Annotated in this window: 14 protein-coding genes; 4 read left to right on the plus strand and 10 right to left on the minus strand. The window is 65.0% G+C overall.

Translation table 11 applies throughout. From position 1 onward, the window contains the following. Positions 1-209: 209 nt before the first annotated feature. The 3 genes from xseA to leuA all read left to right on the plus strand — a co-directional run bounded on the left by xseA (position 210) and on the right by leuA (position 4,478). Complete coding sequence (gene xseA, locus F3J44_RS20060; protein ID WP_167060334.1) at positions 210-1,589, plus strand: exodeoxyribonuclease VII large subunit; 1,380 nt, start codon at positions 210-212, stop codon at positions 1,587-1,589. 3 nt (positions 1,590-1,592) lie between these two features. Then, entirely contained in the window at positions 1,593-2,420 is an 828-nt protein-coding gene (locus F3J44_RS20065; RefSeq protein WP_167275357.1) for a peptidoglycan DD-metalloendopeptidase family protein, read from the plus strand. A gap of 390 nt (positions 2,421-2,810) precedes the next feature. Beyond that, positions 2,811-4,478 (plus strand): 2-isopropylmalate synthase, encoded by a 1,668-nt coding sequence (gene leuA, locus F3J44_RS20070; protein ID WP_205300023.1) that lies wholly within the window; start codon positions 2,811-2,813, stop codon positions 4,476-4,478. 234 nt (positions 4,479-4,712) lie between these two features. On the opposite strand, the gene F3J44_RS20075 is transcribed toward leuA, so the two are convergent. Genes F3J44_RS20075 through zwf form a run of 3 tightly spaced genes read right to left on the minus strand, consistent with a single transcriptional unit; the run spans position 4,713 to position 7,580 of the window. After that, positions 4,713-5,393: a bifunctional 4-hydroxy-2-oxoglutarate aldolase/2-dehydro-3-deoxy-phosphogluconate aldolase gene (locus F3J44_RS20075; RefSeq protein WP_167275362.1), complete on the minus strand. Its 681-nt coding sequence runs from the start codon at positions 5,391-5,393 to the stop codon at positions 4,713-4,715. A gap of 17 nt (positions 5,394-5,410) precedes the next feature. After that, complete coding sequence (gene pgl / locus F3J44_RS20080; protein ID WP_167275365.1) at positions 5,411-6,124, minus strand: 6-phosphogluconolactonase; 714 nt, start codon at positions 6,122-6,124, stop codon at positions 5,411-5,413. Further along, the gene (gene zwf, locus F3J44_RS20085; RefSeq protein ID WP_167275367.1) at positions 6,111-7,580 is read right to left on the minus strand and encodes a glucose-6-phosphate dehydrogenase; all 1,470 of its coding nucleotides are present in this window, start codon (positions 7,578-7,580) and stop codon (positions 6,111-6,113) included. The genes pgl and zwf overlap by 14 nt, the downstream gene beginning before the upstream one ends. Positions 7,581-7,782: 202 nt before the next feature. On the opposite strand from zwf, the gene hexR reads away from it, so the two are divergent. Next, entirely contained in the window at positions 7,783-8,655 is an 873-nt protein-coding gene (hexR, locus tag F3J44_RS20090; RefSeq protein ID WP_027920157.1) for a DNA-binding transcriptional regulator HexR, read from the plus strand. Here hexR and F3J44_RS20095 read toward each other — a convergent pair. From F3J44_RS20095 to F3J44_RS20125, 7 genes are all read right to left on the minus strand, one after another. After that, positions 8,648-9,502, minus strand: a complete 855-nt coding sequence (locus tag F3J44_RS20095) for a D-hexose-6-phosphate mutarotase (protein ID WP_167275370.1) — start codon at positions 9,500-9,502, stop codon at positions 8,648-8,650. The genes hexR and F3J44_RS20095 overlap by 8 nt on opposite strands. A 116-nt stretch (positions 9,503-9,618) precedes the next feature. Continuing rightward, on the minus strand, positions 9,619-10,962 hold the full coding sequence (locus F3J44_RS20100; RefSeq protein WP_167275373.1) for a carbohydrate porin: 1,344 nt from the start codon (positions 10,960-10,962) through the stop codon (positions 9,619-9,621). Between the two features lie 41 nt (positions 10,963-11,003). Then, the gene (locus tag F3J44_RS20105; protein WP_167275376.1) at positions 11,004-12,155 is read right to left on the minus strand and encodes an ABC transporter ATP-binding protein; all 1,152 of its coding nucleotides are present in this window, start codon (positions 12,153-12,155) and stop codon (positions 11,004-11,006) included. A gap of 3 nt (positions 12,156-12,158) precedes the next feature. After that, a complete protein-coding gene (locus F3J44_RS20110) occupies positions 12,159-13,004 on the minus strand; it encodes a carbohydrate ABC transporter permease (protein WP_167275379.1) in 846 nt (281 codons plus the stop codon). Then, positions 12,997-13,905 (minus strand): carbohydrate ABC transporter permease, encoded by a 909-nt coding sequence (locus F3J44_RS20115; RefSeq protein WP_110745733.1) that lies wholly within the window; start codon positions 13,903-13,905, stop codon positions 12,997-12,999. The genes F3J44_RS20110 and F3J44_RS20115 overlap by 8 nt, the downstream gene beginning before the upstream one ends. Before the next feature lie 132 nt (positions 13,906-14,037). Beyond that, a complete protein-coding gene (locus tag F3J44_RS20120) occupies positions 14,038-15,324 on the minus strand; it encodes an ABC transporter substrate-binding protein (RefSeq protein WP_167060365.1) in 1,287 nt (428 codons plus the stop codon). Positions 15,325-15,423: 99 nt separating this feature from the next. Continuing rightward, the gene (locus F3J44_RS20125; protein ID WP_167275383.1) at positions 15,424-16,701 is read right to left on the minus strand and encodes an AGE family epimerase/isomerase; all 1,278 of its coding nucleotides are present in this window, start codon (positions 16,699-16,701) and stop codon (positions 15,424-15,426) included. Positions 16,702-16,736 lie beyond the last annotated feature (35 nt).

The following is a 16,736-nucleotide window of genomic DNA, read 5'->3' on the forward strand; positions in this document are numbered from 1 at the left end:
TGAGATCGAGCGCCGCCCGCGCGGCGCATCGCAGGCAAGCCTGCTCCTACATCTGTTTCGGGCCAGTGTTCATGTGGCCACCGCGCGCGGCCCTTTGTAGGAGCAGGCTTGCCTGCGATGCGCCGCGCGGGCGGCGCTCGATCTCGAATCCACTATAAATCTCCCGGCATGCACTTGGCGCCCCCTACCCCGCCCCTTATCATGCCCCCATGATCAAAGACCCTTTCGAACGACTCGGCCTGGACCGCGAGGTCCTCACCGTCAGCCAGCTCAACGGCCGCGCCCGGGTGTTGCTGGAAGATGTGTTCCGCAGCGTCTGGGTGGAAGGCGAGATATCCAACCTCGCCCGCCCGGCCTCCGGCCACATGTACTTCACCCTCAAGGACAGCGGTGCCCAGGTGCGCTGCGCCTTGTTCCGCCAGAACGCCACGCGCGTGCGCCAGGCCCTGCGCGATGGCCTGGCCGTGCGGGTGCGCGGCAAGGTGTCGCTGTTCGAGGGGCGTGGCGACTACCAGCTGATCCTCGATACCGTGGAGCCTGCCGGCGATGGCGCGCTGCGCCTGGCCTTCGAGGCGTTGAAGGAAAAGCTCGGCAGCGAAGGCCTGTTCAGCGCCGAACGCAAGAAGCCACTGCCGGCTCACCCCCGGCGCATCGGCATCATCACCTCGCCCACCGGCGCCGTGATTCGCGACATCATCAGCGTGTTCGGCCGCCGCGCACCGCAGGTCGAGCTGAACCTGATCCCCACCGCCGTGCAGGGCCGCGAGGCTATCGGCCAGATCGTGCGGGCGCTGCAGCAGGCCGACCGGCTCGGCTTCGATGCGCTGATCCTGGCCCGTGGTGGCGGCTCGCTGGAAGATCTCTGGTGCTTCAACGAAGAAGCCGTGGCGCGCGCCGTGGCCGCCTGCGTCACGCCGATCGTCAGCGCCGTGGGCCACGAAACCGACGTGTCGATCAGCGATTTCGTCGCCGACGTGCGCGCCCCCACGCCCTCGGCTGCCGCCGAACTGCTCGCCCCCGACAACAGCGGCCTGCAGCAACGGCTGGACGGCCTGCACCGGCGCCTGCTGCTGCGCATGCAAAACCGCCTGAGCCACGACCGCCTGCGCCTGGACTCGCTGACCCGGCGCCTGCGCCACCCCGGTGAGCGCCTGCGCCAGCAGGCCCAGCGCCTGGACGACCTGGACATGCGCCTGCGCCGTGCATTCATGCTCAACCTCAACCAGCGCCGCGAGCGCCTGGCACGCCTGGACACCCGGCTGGCCGCCCAGCACCCGGGGCGCACCCTGAAGCTGCTCGGCCAGCGCCTGGACAGCCTGGCCGAACGCCTGCCGCGGGCCATGCGCGAAGTGCTCAAGGACCGCCGCCAGCGCTTCCAGGCCCAGTTGCAAACGCTGCAGGTGGTGAGCCCGCTGGCAACCCTGGCGCGCGGCTACAGCATCCTGCTCGACGAACAGGGCCAGGCCATCCGCAGCGCCGGGCAAACCCGCAACGGCCAGCGCCTGACCGCCCGCCTGAACGAGGGCGAGCTGCAGGTGCGCGTGGAAGACAATCACCTGACTCCGGTCACCCTCTCGCTACTGGACTGACACATGCCCCGCCTCCTTGCGCCCCTGCTTGCCCTTTCCCTCCTGCTGCTGGCCGCAGGCGCCCAGGCCAGCTACATCACCCGCACCCTGAACAAGCCGGTGCCCGGTGGCGTGGCCGTTGTCGACCTGGGCCCGGCGGCCACGGCGCCGAGTGCGCGCTTCGAGGGCAAGCCGGTGCTGGTGGTGCGCGAGCAGGACAACTGGCTGGCCATCGTCGGCATCCCGCTGACCCAGAAGCCCGGCGCGGCAGTACTGACCCAGGGCGAGCGGAGCCTGGCTTTTACCGTGGGCAGCAAGAAATACCCCGAGCAGCACATCACCCTGAAGAACACCCGCCAGGTCAACCCGAACCCGGCCGACCTCAAGCGCATCGACCGTGAACTGGCCGAGCAGATCAAGGCCTACCGCAGCTTCAGCCCCGGCCTGCCCAGCAACCTGGTGCTGGACAAACCGGTCAACGGGCCGCTGTCGAGCAAGTTCGGCGTGCGCCGCTTCTTCAACGGCGAGGAGCGCAACCCCCATGCCGGCCTGGATTTCGCAGTGCCGGCAGGCACTCCGATCAAAACCCCGGCCAACGGCCAGGTGATTCTGGTGGGCGACTACTTCTTCAATGGCCGCACGGTGTTCGTCGACCATGGGCAGGGCTTCATCAGCATGTTCTGCCACATGTCCAAGATCGACGTGCAGGTGGGCCAGCAGCTGCGCCGCGGCGATGTGGTGGGGCGCGTGGGCTCCACCGGCCGCGCCACCGGGCCGCACATGCACTGGAACGTCAGCCTGAACGATGCACGGGTGGACCCGGCGATCTTCATTGGCGCGTTTCAGCCCTGAGATCGGCGGCGCCTGCTTCGCGGCTGTAGGAGCGGGCTTGCCCCGCGAAGAGGCCGGCGCCGTCGACATCACTTCCCCTGTGTTGCGCCATCGAAAATTACCGCGCAACATTCAAGAACCCTTAAACAGATATCAGCGATAAAATCTCGCCATTTCGCTTTTTTTAAGCATTCCTCTCAATTTTTTCCAAGCGCTTGCCATCCCCCACCCCACTGGTTAGGGTTGAAGGCATGAAAACCTTCAGCACCCTCATCCTGCTCCGACAACATCGCAGCCTCTGCCTGGTCAGCGCCCGACTACCAGGCTGATTCGCGTCGCCTCGCCTCTTCATCTCGTTATCGCTCGGCAGGCCCGATCTCGGCCGCACACAAAAGGATTGCTTTCATGTCCATGCTCAAAGACCCTTCGAAGAAGTACCGCGCCTTCCCGACCATCGACCTGCCTCACCGTACCTGGCCGTCGAAGACCATCACCCAAGCGCCGATCTGGTGCAGCTCCGACCTGCGTGATGGCAACCAGTCGCTGATCGAGCCGATGGACTCGGAGAAGAAGCTGCGCTTCTGGAAGACCCTGGTGCAGGTTGGCGTGAAAGAAATCGAAGCCTCGTTCCCATCGGCCTCGCAGACCGATTTCGACTTCGTGCGCACGCTGATCGAAGACGGCCACATCCCGGACGACACCACCATCCAGGTGCTCACCCAGGCCCGTGAAGACCTGATCGCCCGCACCTTCGAATCCCTGCGTGGCGCCAAGAAGGCCATCGTCCACCTGTACAACGCCACCAGCCCGTCGTTCCGCCGCATCGTCTTCAACCAGGACAAGCAAGGCGTGAAGGACATCGCGGTGAACGCGGCCAAGCTGTTCGTCAAGTACGCCGCCCAGCAGCCGGAAACCCAGTGGACCTTCCAGTACTCGCCGGAAACCTTCAGCGCCACCGAGCTTGAGTTCGCCAAGGAAGTCTGCGATGCGGTGATCGAGGTGTGGAACCCGACGCCTGAGCACAAGGTCATCCTCAACCTGCCGGCCACCGTGGAAGTGTCCACGCCGAACATCTACGCCGACCAGATCGAGTGGTTCTGCCGTAACGTCAGCCGCCGCGACAGCGTGATCATCAGCCTGCACTGCCACAACGACCGTGGCACCGGCATCGCCGCCACCGAGCTGGGCCTGATGGCCGGCGCCGACCGCGCCGAAGGCTGCCTGTTCGGCAACGGCGAGCGCACCGGCAACGTCGACCTGGTGACCCTGGCACTGAACCTCTACACCCAGGGCATCGACCCGCTGCTGGACTTCTCCGACATCGATGGCGTGCGCAAGGTAGTCGAGGAGTGCAACCAGCTGCCGGTGCACCCGCGTCACCCCTACGTCGGCGACCTGGTTCACACCGCGTTCTCCGGCTCGCACCAGGACGCCATCCGCAAGGGCTTTGCCAAGCAGCAGGAAGGCGAGCTGTGGGAAGTGCCGTACCTGCCGATCGACCCGGCCGACATCGGCCGCAGCTACGAGGCGGTGATCCGCGTCAACAGCCAGTCGGGCAAAGGTGGCATCACCTACCTGCTCGAACAGGAATACGGCATCAGCCTGCCACGCCGCATGCAGATCGAGTTCAGCCAGGTGGTGCAGGGTGAAACCGACCGCCTGGGCCTGGAAATGACTGCCCAGCAGATCTACACCCTGCTGCACAAGGAATACCTCCAGGCCAATGCCCCGTACGCGTTGGTCAGCCACCGCCTGCAGGAAGAAAACGGCCACAGCGCCGTGGAAGTGGAAGTGGCCGGCGAAGGCGAAACCACCCTGCACTGGCGCGGCAAGGGCAACGGCGCCCTGGAAGCCCTGGTCGCCGGCCTGCCGGTTGCCGTGGAGATCATGGACTACAACGAGCACGCCATCGGCGCTGGCACCAATGCCAAGGCAGCGGCCTACATCGAACTGCGCGTGGCCGGCGGCCGCCCGGTGCACGGTGTGGGTATCGATGAAAACATCACCACTGCCAGCTTCAAGGCACTGTTCAGCGCGCTGAACCGCTCGCTGAGCCAGGAACAGGCCAAAGCAGCCTGATGCGATGGGCGCCGCTGGCGCGGCGCATCGCGAGCTTCGCTCGCTCCTACCAGGCCAATGCAAATCTGAACTGCGCCCCAGGTGATGGACGGGTGTCCAACATCTGGGGCGCAGTTCAATCTCCGGTAGGAGCGAGCAAAGCTCGCGATGCGCCGCGCCAGCGGCGCCTTTTCATACCCCAAAAAAAGGGGCGCCGACCAAGCGCCCCATAAGCCGTAAAGCACACAACAAATGTCAGTTGGCGTCGAGCAATGCCATGGCCTCGACGCTGCACGCCTCGATCCGCGCCCAGTCACCGTTCTTGATCCAGCTGCTGTCGAGCATCCAGGTGCCACCCACGCACATCACGTTAGGCAGCGCCATGTAGTTGCGCACGTTGGCTGGGTTCACGCCACCGGTCGGGCAGAAACGGATATCCCCGAACGGGCCGGCGAACGCCTTGATCGCCGCCACGCCCCCGCTGATTTCCGCGGGGAACAGCTTGAAGCGGCGGTAACCCAGGGCATAACCCATCATGATTTCCGACGGCGTGCTGATCCCAGGCAGCAGCGGGATTTCGCTGTCCACGCCGGCTTCGAGAATGGCCTGGGTGATGCCCGGCGTCACCACGAACTGCGCGCCAGCGGCCTCGACCGCCGCGAACATGCTGCGGTCGAGCACGGTGCCGGCACCCACGCACAATTCCGGGCGCTGCTCGCGCAGCACCTGAATGGCCTTCAGCCCATGTTGCGAGCGCAGGGTCACTTCCAGCGTGCGAATGCCGCCGGCCGCCAGGGCATCAGCCAAGGGCAGGATGTCTTGCTCACGGGCGATGGTGATTACCGGCAGAATGCGCGCCTTGTCGCAGATGGCATCGATCCGGGCGGCTTTCTCGGCCATCGAGAGCTTTGGCTGTGGGCGTTCAAGGGTGGTCATGACAGTGGATCCTTGGCTCATGGGCACCAGTAGATGTCCAGGGGGTCGTGAAGAAAGGCGCGAATCGGCATTTCCGAAAGGTCGTTGCCCGCCAGCGCGGCGCGCAGGGTAGCGAGTTTGCCCGGGCCTTGCACGGCCAAGGCGATAGAAGCGGCACTGGCCAGCAGCGCACGGGTCAGCGACAGGCGCTGGTGCGGCACCGTCGGGGCCAGCATCGCCAGGCAGCGGCGTGGGTTGCCCAGGGCCAGCCCTTCGTTCAGGTTCGGGCTGTTGGGGAACAGCGAGGCGATATGGCCATCGTCACCCATGCCCAGCACCAGCACATCGATCGGCGGCAGGTCGGCCAGCACTTGGTCGGCCTGGGCAGCGGCGGCCTCCAGGTTTTCCGCCTGCTGGTACAGGCCGATGAAGCGGGCCTTGGCCGCCGGCCCCTTGAACAGGTGGCGGGCCAGCAAGCCGGCGTTGCTGTCGGCATGCTCCACCGGCACCCAGCGCTCATCGGCCAGGCTGACGGTGACCTTTGGCCAGTCCAGCGCCTCGCCTGCCAGCTTCTCCAGAAACGGCACCGGGCTGCGCCCGCCGGACAACACCACGCAGGCCTGGCCCTTGGCGGCGATGGCCGCACGCAGGCGCTCGGCCACATCCGCGGCCAGGGTCGCAGCCAGTGCCTTGCCGTCAGCCAGCGAATGCGCCTTCACGGCGGCTGGCAGTTGCAGTTCAGATATCGCCATACCAGGCCCTCCCATCACGTGTGATCAATGCTATCGAGCTCATCGGCCCCCAGGAACCGGCGGCATAAGGCTTGGGCGCATCGCCCGCATTACGCCAGCCGGCGATCAGTTGGTCGCACCACTTCCAGGCGTACTCGATTTCGTCCTTGCGCACGAACAGGTTCTGGTTGCCCCGCATCACTTCGAGCAACAGCCGCTCGTAGGCATCCGGAATCCTTGCGCTGCGCCAGGTGTCGGAAAAATTCAGCTGCAGCGGGCCGCTGCGCAGTTGCATGCCCTTGTCCAGGCCCTGCTCCTTGGTCATCACCCGCAACGAGATGCCTTCATCCGGCTGCAGGCGAATGATCAGCTTGTTGCCGATCTGCAAGCGCTGTTCCGGAGCGAAGATGTAGTGCGGTGTTTCCTTGAAGTGGATGACGATCTGCGACAGCTTCTGCGGCATGCGCTTGCCAGTGCGCAGGTAGAACGGCACGCCCGACCAGCGCCAGTTGCGAATGTCGGCGCGCAGGGCAACGAAGGTTTCAGTGTCGCTCTGGGCGTTGGCGTTGTCTTCTTCCAGGTAGCCCGGCACCGGCTTGCCGTCGCTGTAGCCGGCAATGTACTGGCCACGCACCACATGGGTGCTCAGGCCCTCGCCGGTGATCGGTGCCAGGGCCTTGAGCACCTTCACCTTCTCGTCGCGGATGCTGTCGGCGGAGAGCTCGCTGGGCGGGTCCATGGCGATCAGGCACAGCAGCTGCAGCAGGTGGTTCTGGATCATGTCACGCAGCTGCCCGGCCTTGTCGAAGTAGCCCCAGCGGCCTTCGATACCGACCTTCTCGGCCACGGTGATTTCCACGTGGGAGATGGAGTTCTGGTTCCACTGGGTTTCGAACAGGCTGTTGGCAAAGCGCAGGGCAATCAGGTTCTGTACCGTTTCCTTGCCCAGGTAGTGGTCGATGCGGTACACCCGGTTTTCCGGGAAGAACCGCGCCACGGCATCGTTGACCCGGCGTGACGACTCCAGGTCGTGGCCGATGGGCTTTTCCAGCACCACCCGGGTGCGTGGGGCCAGGCCGGCCTTGTCGAGGTTTTCGCAGATCGCGCCGTACACCGCTGCGGCGGTGGCGAAATAGGCGATCAACGGCTCCTCGCCCGGCAGTTGCTCGGCCAGCGCCAGGTAACCGTCGGGCTGCAGGAAATCCAGGTGCTGATAGCCCAGCCGGGCCAGGAACCGGCCCAGTGCCGCCGGCTCGATATCGGCGTCCGGCACGTGCCGGCGCAGGTGGGCCTCAATGGTGTTCAGGTGATCCTGGGCGCTGCCGGGCTCGCGGGCCAGCGCCAGCAGGCGCGTGTCCGGGTGCAGGAGGTTGGCACGGTCGAGCTGGTAGAGCGCAGGGAACAGCTTGCGCAAGGCCAGGTCGCCAAGGGCGCCAAACAGGGCAAAGGTGCAAGGTTCGACACTGATTGCAGCCATGATGTTGGTTCTTTCCTAAAGTTGGCCTAGGAATACCGCTTTCACACACGGTTTTCAAGGGATAATGTAGTAAAAACCACAACATTACAGATAAGCGTTACAGACAAGTGGTGCGTCAACCGCACCGACAGTACGATAGACCACCGTGCAAAAAGCCTGCTGCTCCCACAGCCGGCTGTCTTCCCGACCCAAGGACACACCCATGGACCGCGTGCGAAACCTCCTGGAACAGATCCAGGGACGCCTCGACGAGCTGAACAAGGCCGAACGCAAAGTCGCCGAAGTCATCCTGCTCAACCCGCAACAAGCCACCCGTTTCAGCATCGCTGCACTGGCCCAGGCGGCCAAGGTCAGCGAACCCACCGTCAACCGCTTCTGCCGCTCGTTCGGTGTCAGCGGCTACCCCGAGCTCAAGCTGCAGCTGGCGCAGAGCCTGGCCAGCGGCGCGGCCTACGTGAGCCGTGCGGTGGAAGCCGACGACGACCCCGCCGCCTACACCCAGAAGATCTTCGGCAGCGCCATCGCATCGCTCGACAGCGCCTGCCAGCAGCTGGACCCACAGCAGGTCAGCCGCGCCGTGGACATGATGATCCAGGCCCGGCAAATCCACTTTTTCGGCCTGGGCGCCTCGGCCCCGGTGGCCCTCGACGCCCAGCATAAGTTCTTCCGCTTCAACCTGGCGGTGTCGGCCCATGCCGACGTGCTGATGCAACGCATGCTGGCCTCGGTGGCCCACACCGGCGACCTGTTCGTGATCATTTCCTACACCGGGCGAACCCGCGAACTGGTCGAAGTGGCGCGCCTGGCCCGGGAAAACGGGGCTTCGGTGCTCGGCCTGACCGCCGCCGGCTCGCCCTTGGCCCAGGCCTGCAGCCTGAGCCTGCACATTCCGCTGCCAGAGGATACCGACATCTACATGCCGATGACCTCGCGCATCATCCAGCTCACCGTGCTCGATGTGCTGGCCACCGGCATGACCCTGCGCCGCGGCGTCGACTTCCAGCCGCACCTGCGCAAGATCAAGGAAAGCCTCAACGCCAGCCGCTACCCGATCGAGGACGACGAACTCAACTGAGCCGGTGTGCCTGCAGGCGCAGGTGGGCACGCTGGCCCGGCGCCAGGCTCAGGCCTTCGCCACTGCCACTGGCCGCCTCGACGCAGACGAAACCCTGGCATTCGCGCCCGCTCACGCCCATCAATGGCCGGTTACCGGGGTGCCAGACCACGGTGTCGTCGCTGTCGCCGGTATCGATGCACAGCTCGCGTTGCCAGGCCGGGTCCTGCAGTTGCACCCGGGGCGTACCCGGGTAGACCTTCTGGCAGCCGCCCTTGAGCTTCAGCGCGCCCTCTTCGCGGCAGGCCTGGCGGTTGAGGCGGTCGTAGCCTTCGATATCTTCAAGCCCAGACAGCGCTATCTCGGACACGTCACTGATACGCCAGTAGGCCAGCAGCGCATGGCTCAGTTGGCAGGGTTCGCTGTCCTGGTGCTCGGTGCTCAGGCTCAATTCCATGCGGTTGCCCAGGCGGGCGTGCAGGTCGACCTGCCAGTCGCACAGGTCCAGGCGCCACTTCAGGGCCACGCCCTGCTCGTCCTCGCGGCTGTCCACCAGTTTCCAGTCCAGCAACCGCGCCCAGCCATGGGCGGGCCACAGGTCCTCGCTGGGGTGGCGGCCATACCAGGGCCAGCACACCGGCACACCACCGCGGATCGCCCCCACCTGTGGCCATTGCTCGGCGCACCACAGCCACGGCCGCTCGCCGGCCGGTTGAAAGTGCAGCAACTGGGCGCCCTGGCGGCTGAACACTGCCTGGCAACGGGGATGATCGATAATCAGCACATCGCGCTGCTGGTAACGCTCCCACTCGAATGTCGGCCGGGGCCGCTGCGAGGAAAAGAAGCGATGTAGCGGATGTTCGGGCATGGTTCCAAGCTCTTGTTGTTTGAGGTAGCGCTGTCTCGGCCTGTTCCCGACAACCACTGCAAGCCAGTGGGTGCCGGGAGCCGATTTGGATTGGCGTAAATTTACAACAATTGTGCTTAGAAAGACGACTGAATCTTGATACCCGCGACCAGCGCATTGTCCACTTCGTCGACCGCGCCAGGGCTCTTGATGTACTGAAGGTTGGGCCGCACGGTCAGCCAGTTGGTGACGTGGAAGCCGTAGTAGAGCTCGGCGTTGTACTCGGTGCGCTGCAGCGGCACGAAGCCTGGGTTGTCGTAATCGTCGATGCCGCTCTGGGCATTGAGCAGTTCGGCGCGTTTCTTCACGTCGTCATTCACATGAATGCGTGCCACGCCAAAGCCGATGTCGTCCTTGGGCCGCGAATCGAAGGCGCCCTTGTAGACCAGGCCCACCTGCTGGTAGTTGTCGACCACGTTGGTGGCCTTGTCGTGCACCGTGAAGTTGGCGAACAGGCTCAGGCCACGGTTGACGTCCCCGGCATGGGCCGTCACCTGCTGCTGCGCCACCACCCACCAGCCATGCTTGCTGGAATGGGACTTGAAGTCGGCACCGGTGATCGCCTGCGGGTTGCCGTTGACGTCGTCGAACACGTCGTCGGCCTTGGCGGTGCTGTAGTAGTAACCCAGGCGGTACTCGCCCGGCAGGCCATTGACCTTGGGCGACCAGACCATTTCCACCGGCAGGATCGCGCCCTTGGTGCCGCTGCCGCTGAGCTTGAAGCCGTTGCCGGTTTCCAGGTTCGACGGGTTCTGCTCGTAGGCACCCACCTGCACGAAGAACTCGGGGGTGATGTTGTACTTGACCCGCAATGCCCACTGGCTCACCGGCCAGTTGTACCAGATGCCCCCCACCCAGTTGCCCACCTGGGAGCCACAGAACGCCAGGTTCTGGAAGTCGCAGGGGAAGCTGTTGAAGTCTTCGCCTTCGCCGAAGCGGCCAACCTTGATGTCCAGGGCGCCGTCGAAATACTTCTGCTTGACCCACATCTGCGTCAGCCGCCAGGTCTGGCCACGGCCCCACACTTCCTGCACCGAGCTGAACTGCCCGGCGCGTGGGTCGCTGATGCGGTCGTTGGACAGGTTGCGGCCGCTGCGCTCGGTGATCGCCAACTTGAACTCGGCATCGTGCCAGCCCAGGATCTTCTGCAGGTCCAGGTGCGCGCCGAGGGCGAACTGGTCGCTGTAGCGTGCGGTCTTGTCGTCGTTGTAGCCGCCGTGCAGGTTGCCGGCCACCTCGCCGACGTAGTCGAGGGTGAAGTCGTAGCCTTTTTCCAGCAGCTCGGTGCGGGTGCCTCCCCAGTCACCGGTCATCCATTTCGACTCACTGGAAAAGGCCTCGGCAGCTTGCGCGCCACTGCTGCCAACGGCGGCAAGCAGGGCCAATGAGCCCAACGTTTTGATGCGATTGCGCTGTTCCATCCCTTTGCGTCCTCTTTTTTCTTATTGGGGTTGTAGACGAATCAGCGGCCCTTGAAGTGAGCCACGTTGTCCTTTACGGCATTACCATTGTTCAGGTGCAGGCGTTCGCCGCTGTGCGCGTCGAACAGCAGGGCCCGCGCCGGGTCCAGTTGCAGGTTCAGGCTGTCGCCGACCCGGCAGGCCACATCCGGGGCCAGGCGGCAGCAGACCTTGGTCTGGTTGAGGGTGACGAACACCAGCAGGTCTGGCCCGGTGGGTTCGGTCACCTGCACCTCGGCACGAATGCCCGGCAGGCCGTTGCCCTCCGCCGTGGCCAGGGCGATCTGCTCGGGGCGGATGCCAAGGATGATCTCGCGCCCCTCCAGGCCCTCGCTGGCCGGGCCTAGCGGCAGCTCGCAACGGGCCTGCCCGCTGTCGAGCACAGCCAGCAGCTGGCCGTCCTGCCGGGCCAGGCGCACCGGCACGAAATTCATCGGTGGCGAGCCGATGAAGCTGGCGACGAACTGGTTGGCCGGGTCGTTGTAGATCTGCTGCGGGGTGCCGAACTGCTGGATGATGCCGTCCTTCATCACCGCCACCTTGTCACCCAGGGTCATGGCCTCGATCTGGTCGTGGGTGACGTACACCGTGGTGGTTTTCAGGCGCTGGTGCATCAGCTTCATTTCGGTGCGCATCTCCACCCGCAACTTGGCGTCGAGGTTGGACAGCGGCTCGTCGAACAGGTAGATCTTCGGCCGCCGCGCCAGCGCCCGGCCCATGGCCACGCGCTGCTGCTGGCCACCGGAAAGCTGCGCCGGCTTGCGTGCCAGCAAGTGCTCGATCTGCAGCAGCTTGGCCACCCGCGCCACCTCTTCGTCGATGGCGGCCTGGGGCATCTTGCGGATCTTCAGGCCGAACTCGATGTTCTGCCGCACGCTCATGGTCGGGTACAGCGCGTAGGACTGGAACACCATGGCGATGTCACGGTCCTTGGGGCTCATGCCGCTGACGTCCTGCTCGTCGATGAGAATCGCGCCGCCGGTGATGCTTTCAAGCCCGGCGATGCAGTTCATCAAGGTCGACTTGCCACACCCCGAGGGCCCGACCAGGATCAGGAACTCGCCGTCGCGAATCGACAGCTGGATGTCCTTGAGGGTGTCCGGCAGGCCGCTGCCGTAGGTCTTGTTCACATTGCGAAGTTCAAGCGTTGCCATGACTTACCCCTTAACCGCGCCGGCCGTCAGCCCGCGGACGAAATACTTGCCTGCCACCACATAGACCAGCAGGGTTGGCAGCCCGGCAATCATCGCCGCCGCCATGTCGACGTTGTATTCCTTGGCCCCGGTGCTGGTGTTGACCAGGTTGTTCAGGGCCACGGTGATCGGTTGCGAATCGCCACTGGAAAACACCACGCCGAACAGAAAATCGTTCCAGATCTGGGTGAACTGCCAAATCAGGCAAACCATGATGATCGGCGTCGACATCGGCAGGATGATGCGGCGGAAAATGGTGAAGAACCCGGCACCGTCCAGGCGCGCGGCCTTGACCAGGGCATCGGGGATGCTCACGTAGAAGTTGCGAAAGAACAGCGTGGTGAAGGCCAGGCCATACACCACGTGCACCAGCACCAGGCCCGTGGTGGTGCTGGCCAGCCCGAGCTTGCCGAGGGTGAACGAGGCCGGCAGCAGCACGGTCTGGAACGGCAGGAAGCACCCGAACAGCAACAGGCCGAAGAACAGCTGCGAACCCCGAAAGCGCCACATCGACAGCACGTAGCCGTTCAGCGCACCGATGGCGGTAGAGATCAACACCGCCGGCACGGTGATCAGGATCGAGTTCCAGAAGTAGCCACTGACCGTCGCCCAGGCCTTGGCCCAGCCAATCCCGGTGACCACCGCCGGCCAGCTGAGCAGGTTGCCGGTGCTGATGTCTTCGGGGCTTTTGAAACTGGTCAGCAGCATCACCACCAGCGGCACCAGGTACAGCAGTACCGCCGCCAGCAGCACGGCGTGTATGGCGATGCGGCTCAGGCTCAGCGCCGGCTTGCCAGTAGGGCTATGCATGGCGTTTGCTCCGCAGTTCCGAGTACAGGTAAGGCACCAGAATCGCCAGGATCGCCCCCAGCATCAGAATGGCGCTGGCCGAGCCCATGCCCATCTGGCCGCGGCTGAAGGTGAACGAGTACATGAACATCGCCGGCAAGTCGGAGGAATAGCCAGGGCCGCCAGCGGTCATCGCCGCCACCAGGTCGAAGCTCTTGATGGCGATGTGCGAAAGAATCATCAGTGCGCTGAAGAACACCGGGCGCAGGCTGGGCAGCACCACGGTCCAGTAGATGCGCGGCAGGCTGGCGCCGTCGATCTGAGCCGCGCGGATGATCGACTGGTCAACCCCGCGCAAGCCGGCGAGGAACATCGCCATGATGAAGCCCGAGGCCTGCCACACGGCGGCGATCACCAGGCAGTAGACCACGCGGTCGGGGTCGATCAGCCAGTCGAGGCGAAAGCCTTCCCAACCCCAGTCGCGCAGCAGTTTGTCCAGGCCCATGCCGGGGTTGAGCAGCCACTTCCAGGCGGTGCCGGTGACGATCATCGACAGCGCCATGGGGTAGAGGTAGATGGTGCGGATGAAGCCTTCGCGGCGGATGCGCTGGTCCAGCAGCACCGCCAGCAGCACGCCGATGGCCAGGCTGATGGCGATGAACAGGCCGCCGAACACCAGTAGGTTCTTGCTCGCCACCCACCAGCGGTCGTTGTCGAACAACCGCGCGTATTGGGCAAGCCCTGCCCACTTGTAGGTCGGCAGGAAGGTCGAGGTGGTGAACGAGAGGACGAAGGTCCACAGGATGTAGCCGTAGAAGCCCACCAGAACGATGAACATGCTCGGCGCCAGCACCAGTTTCGGCAGCCAGCGCTGAAGCGCGTCCAGGGGTGAGGCCCGCAGTTGGGCGGTTGTGGTTGTCATGTTATGGATCTCAAGGTACGGGCGGTGCTGCGCACCGCTTCGCGGGCAAGCCCGCTCCCACAAAAGCCCTGCTCACCACAGATCGCGGGCATCACACCGAACCTGTGGGAGCGGGCTTGCCCGCGAAGGGGGTTACTTGGCGGCCTTGATCGCCGCCGCCAGCTTCTTCGCCGCATCGGCAGGGTCTGCCTTGGGGTCGTTGATGTAGTTGGTCACCACATCGAAGAACGCGCCCTGCACGGCCAGCGTGGTGGCCATGTTGTGCGCCATGCTCGGCTGCAGGCCGCCGGTCTTGGCGTCGGCCAGGAAGTCCTTGGCCGAGGTTTGCGCGCAGGCATCGAAACCGAACTTGCCCATGTCGGCGAGCATGTCGTTACGCACCGGGATCGACCCTTTGTTGATGCTGAAGACCTTCTGGAAGTCCTCACCCAGCACCTTCCGGGCGATATCCTGCTGGCCGGCAGCGGTGCCCTTGTCCTTCTGCTTGAACACCACCAGCGAGTCGATGTTGTACAGGAAGGCTTTTTCGGTGCCCGGGAACGGCACGCACTGGTAGTCCTTGCCGGCGGTTTTCTTGGCCAGGGTCCACTCGCTCTTGGCCCAGTCGCCCATGATCTGCATGCCGGCCTTGCCGTTGATGACCTTGGCCGCTTCCAGGTTCCAGTCCTGGCCCTTGCCGTCAGGGTCCATGTAGGTGGCGACCTTCTTCAGCTCGGTGAGCGCCTTGACCATCTCGGGGCCGGTCAGTGCCGACTCGTCCAGCTCCACCATGGCCTTCTTGTAGCCTTCAGGCCCCATTACCGCCATCACCACGCTTTCGAACACGGTGCTGTCCTGCCACGGCTGGCCGCCATGGGCGAGCGGGATGAAGCCGGCTGCCTTGAGCTTGTCGGCGGCGGCGTAGAATTCGTCGAGGGTGGTCGGCGCCTTGTCGATGCCGGCTTTCTTGAACACCTCCGGGTTGATCCACAGCCAGTTGATGCGGTGGATGTTCACCGGCACGGCCACGTAGTCACCCTCGTACTTCACGGTGTCGGCGACCTTCTTGTCGAGCAGGCTGTCCCACTTTTCTTCCTTGGCGACGTCTTTGAGCACCTCGGTGTCGAGCAGGCCGGTCGCGGCCCAGTCCTGGATGTCCGGGCCCTTGATCTGGGCGACGCCCGGTGGGTTGCCAGCCACGGCGCGGCTTTTGAGCACGGTCATGGCAGTGGCACCGCCACCCCCGGCAACCGCACCGTCCTTCCAGGTAAAACCGTCTTTCTCGACCTGGGCCTTGAGCACGTCGACTGCGGCTTTTTCACCGCCAGAGGTCCACCAGTGCACCACCTCGACGCTGCCTTTGGAGTCGGCGGCAGAGGCACTGAGCGGCAGGAACGAAGCGAGGGAGATCGCGGCAGCGAGACGGAGCGTGGAGTTCATGGGTATACCCTTTTCGGTTCTTGTTTTTATGCCGGGCAAAACGGGCCGGGCGCGCCGACCGTTTGCATGACATGGAGTCTAAACAGGCCGCCCGCCGCGTCAGGTAACGAAGCGATGCGCGAATGTCAGCGTTTGGTTACATTCGCCGCCCAACGCTGTCGCCAGGCTCGGCGCCAGCGGCGCCTTGGGCAGCAGCACGGCCTGGTAGGCGTGGTAGAGGTCCGGCTTGCCGGGCCAGAGGCTGGCCGCAGGCCGGTTGTCAGGGCCGAGTTCGTGGTGCCAACTGCCCGCCTGCAGGTCGATGAAGTGGCCGTCGATGAAGTCCCAGAAGCAGCGGTACCAACGCTCGTACTGGGCCTCGCCGGTGCGCCGCAACAGCGCTGCGGCAGCTGCGCAGGCTTCGGCATGCACCCAGTGCAGGCGTTGGCGCACCACCGGCTGGTTGTCCCAGTCCAAGGTGTAGACCAAGCCCCGGTTGCCATCGGCCTGCCAGGCGTCGCGGCAGGCACTGTCGAACAGGCCACGGGCACAGCCCAGCAGCCACCCCGGGGCCTCCAGCCCGGCCAGCTTGCGCGCGGCTTCTAGGTGCAGCAGCAGCCGTGCCCACTCGAAGGCGTGGCCGGGCGTGGTGCCGTAGGGCCGGAACTGGTCGGCCGGTTTGTCGTGGTTGTACTGGGGTTGCGCTTGCCAGTGCACGTCGAAATGCTCGACCACGCGGTAGTCGTTGGCCGCCGCGTGGGTGTGGATGATGCGCTGGGCGATGCGCAGGGCACGCTCCAGCCACACCGTGTCGCCGGTGACATCGGCCAGGGCCAGGAAGGCCTCGGTGGCGTGCATGTTGCTGTTGGCACCGCGATAGGCTTCGCTCTGCTGCCAGTCGCGGGAAAACGACTCACGCAGGGCGCCCTGTTCTTCGCTCCAGAAACGCGCTTCGAGGAGGCGGATGGCGTCCACCAGCAAGCCTTGCGCGCCCACGGCACCGGCCACCAGGGCAGAGCTTGCGGCCAGGGCGACGAACGCATGCAGATAGGCGGCCTTGCTGTTGTCACCCAAGCCGCGGGGCTGGGCGAACCAGCCGCCGTCACGGGCGTCTTGCAGCGGCCCGCGCAAGGCATTGACGCCGTGCTCGACCAGCGGCAGGCAACCGGGCACACCTTGCAGGTGGGCCAGGGCGAAGCTGTGGGTCATGCGGGTGGTGTGCAGGGTTTGGGCAACGGCCCCAGGGGGCAGTTGGCCCTGGGCATCCAGGGCGGCGAAGCCGTCTGGCAGCAGCGAGGCCTTGGCGAAGGCCAGCAGGCGCAGCCCCTCGGCCTGGAGCCAGGCGGCATGTACCGGGGCGTTCAGCCAGCTGCCGGGGAGGAGTTCTAGGTTATCCATGGGCCAGCTCGTTCCTTGCCAGTCGTATGCGAATA

Origin of the sequence: Pantoea sp. Tr-811 (assembly GCF_011752535.1) — a bacterium.
GTDB lineage: Bacteria > Pseudomonadota > Gammaproteobacteria > Pseudomonadales > Pseudomonadaceae > Aquipseudomonas.

Bases quoted from the DNA above. Each gene is read 5' to 3' on its own strand.
- xseA (WP_167060334.1), top strand. From the start codon at position 210: ATGATCAAAGACCCTTTCGAACGACTCGGCCTGGACCGCGAGGTCCTC.
- F3J44_RS20065 (WP_167275357.1), top strand. From the start codon at position 1,593: ATGCCCCGCCTCCTTGCGCCCCTGCTTGCCCTTTCCCTCCTGCTGCTG.
- leuA (WP_205300023.1), top strand. From the start codon at position 2,811: ATGCTCAAAGACCCTTCGAAGAAGTACCGCGCCTTCCCGACCATCGAC.
- F3J44_RS20075 (WP_167275362.1), bottom strand. From the start codon at position 5,393: ATGACCACCCTTGAACGCCCACAGCCAAAGCTCTCGATGGCCGAGAAA.
- pgl (WP_167275365.1), bottom strand. From the start codon at position 6,124: ATGGCGATATCTGAACTGCAACTGCCAGCCGCCGTGAAGGCGCATTCG.
- zwf (WP_167275367.1), bottom strand. From the start codon at position 7,580: ATGGCTGCAATCAGTGTCGAACCTTGCACCTTTGCCCTGTTTGGCGCC.
- hexR (WP_027920157.1), top strand. From the start codon at position 7,783: ATGGACCGCGTGCGAAACCTCCTGGAACAGATCCAGGGACGCCTCGAC.
- F3J44_RS20095 (WP_167275370.1), bottom strand. From the start codon at position 9,502: ATGCCCGAACATCCGCTACATCGCTTCTTTTCCTCGCAGCGGCCCCGG.
- F3J44_RS20100 (WP_167275373.1), bottom strand. From the start codon at position 10,962: ATGGAACAGCGCAATCGCATCAAAACGTTGGGCTCATTGGCCCTGCTT.
- F3J44_RS20105 (WP_167275376.1), bottom strand. From the start codon at position 12,155: ATGGCAACGCTTGAACTTCGCAATGTGAACAAGACCTACGGCAGCGGC.
- F3J44_RS20110 (WP_167275379.1), bottom strand. From the start codon at position 13,004: ATGCATAGCCCTACTGGCAAGCCGGCGCTGAGCCTGAGCCGCATCGCC.
- F3J44_RS20115 (WP_110745733.1), bottom strand. From the start codon at position 13,905: ATGACAACCACAACCGCCCAACTGCGGGCCTCACCCCTGGACGCGCTT.
- F3J44_RS20120 (WP_167060365.1), bottom strand. From the start codon at position 15,324: ATGAACTCCACGCTCCGTCTCGCTGCCGCGATCTCCCTCGCTTCGTTC.
- F3J44_RS20125 (WP_167275383.1), bottom strand. From the start codon at position 16,701: ATGGATAACCTAGAACTCCTCCCCGGCAGCTGGCTGAACGCCCCGGTA.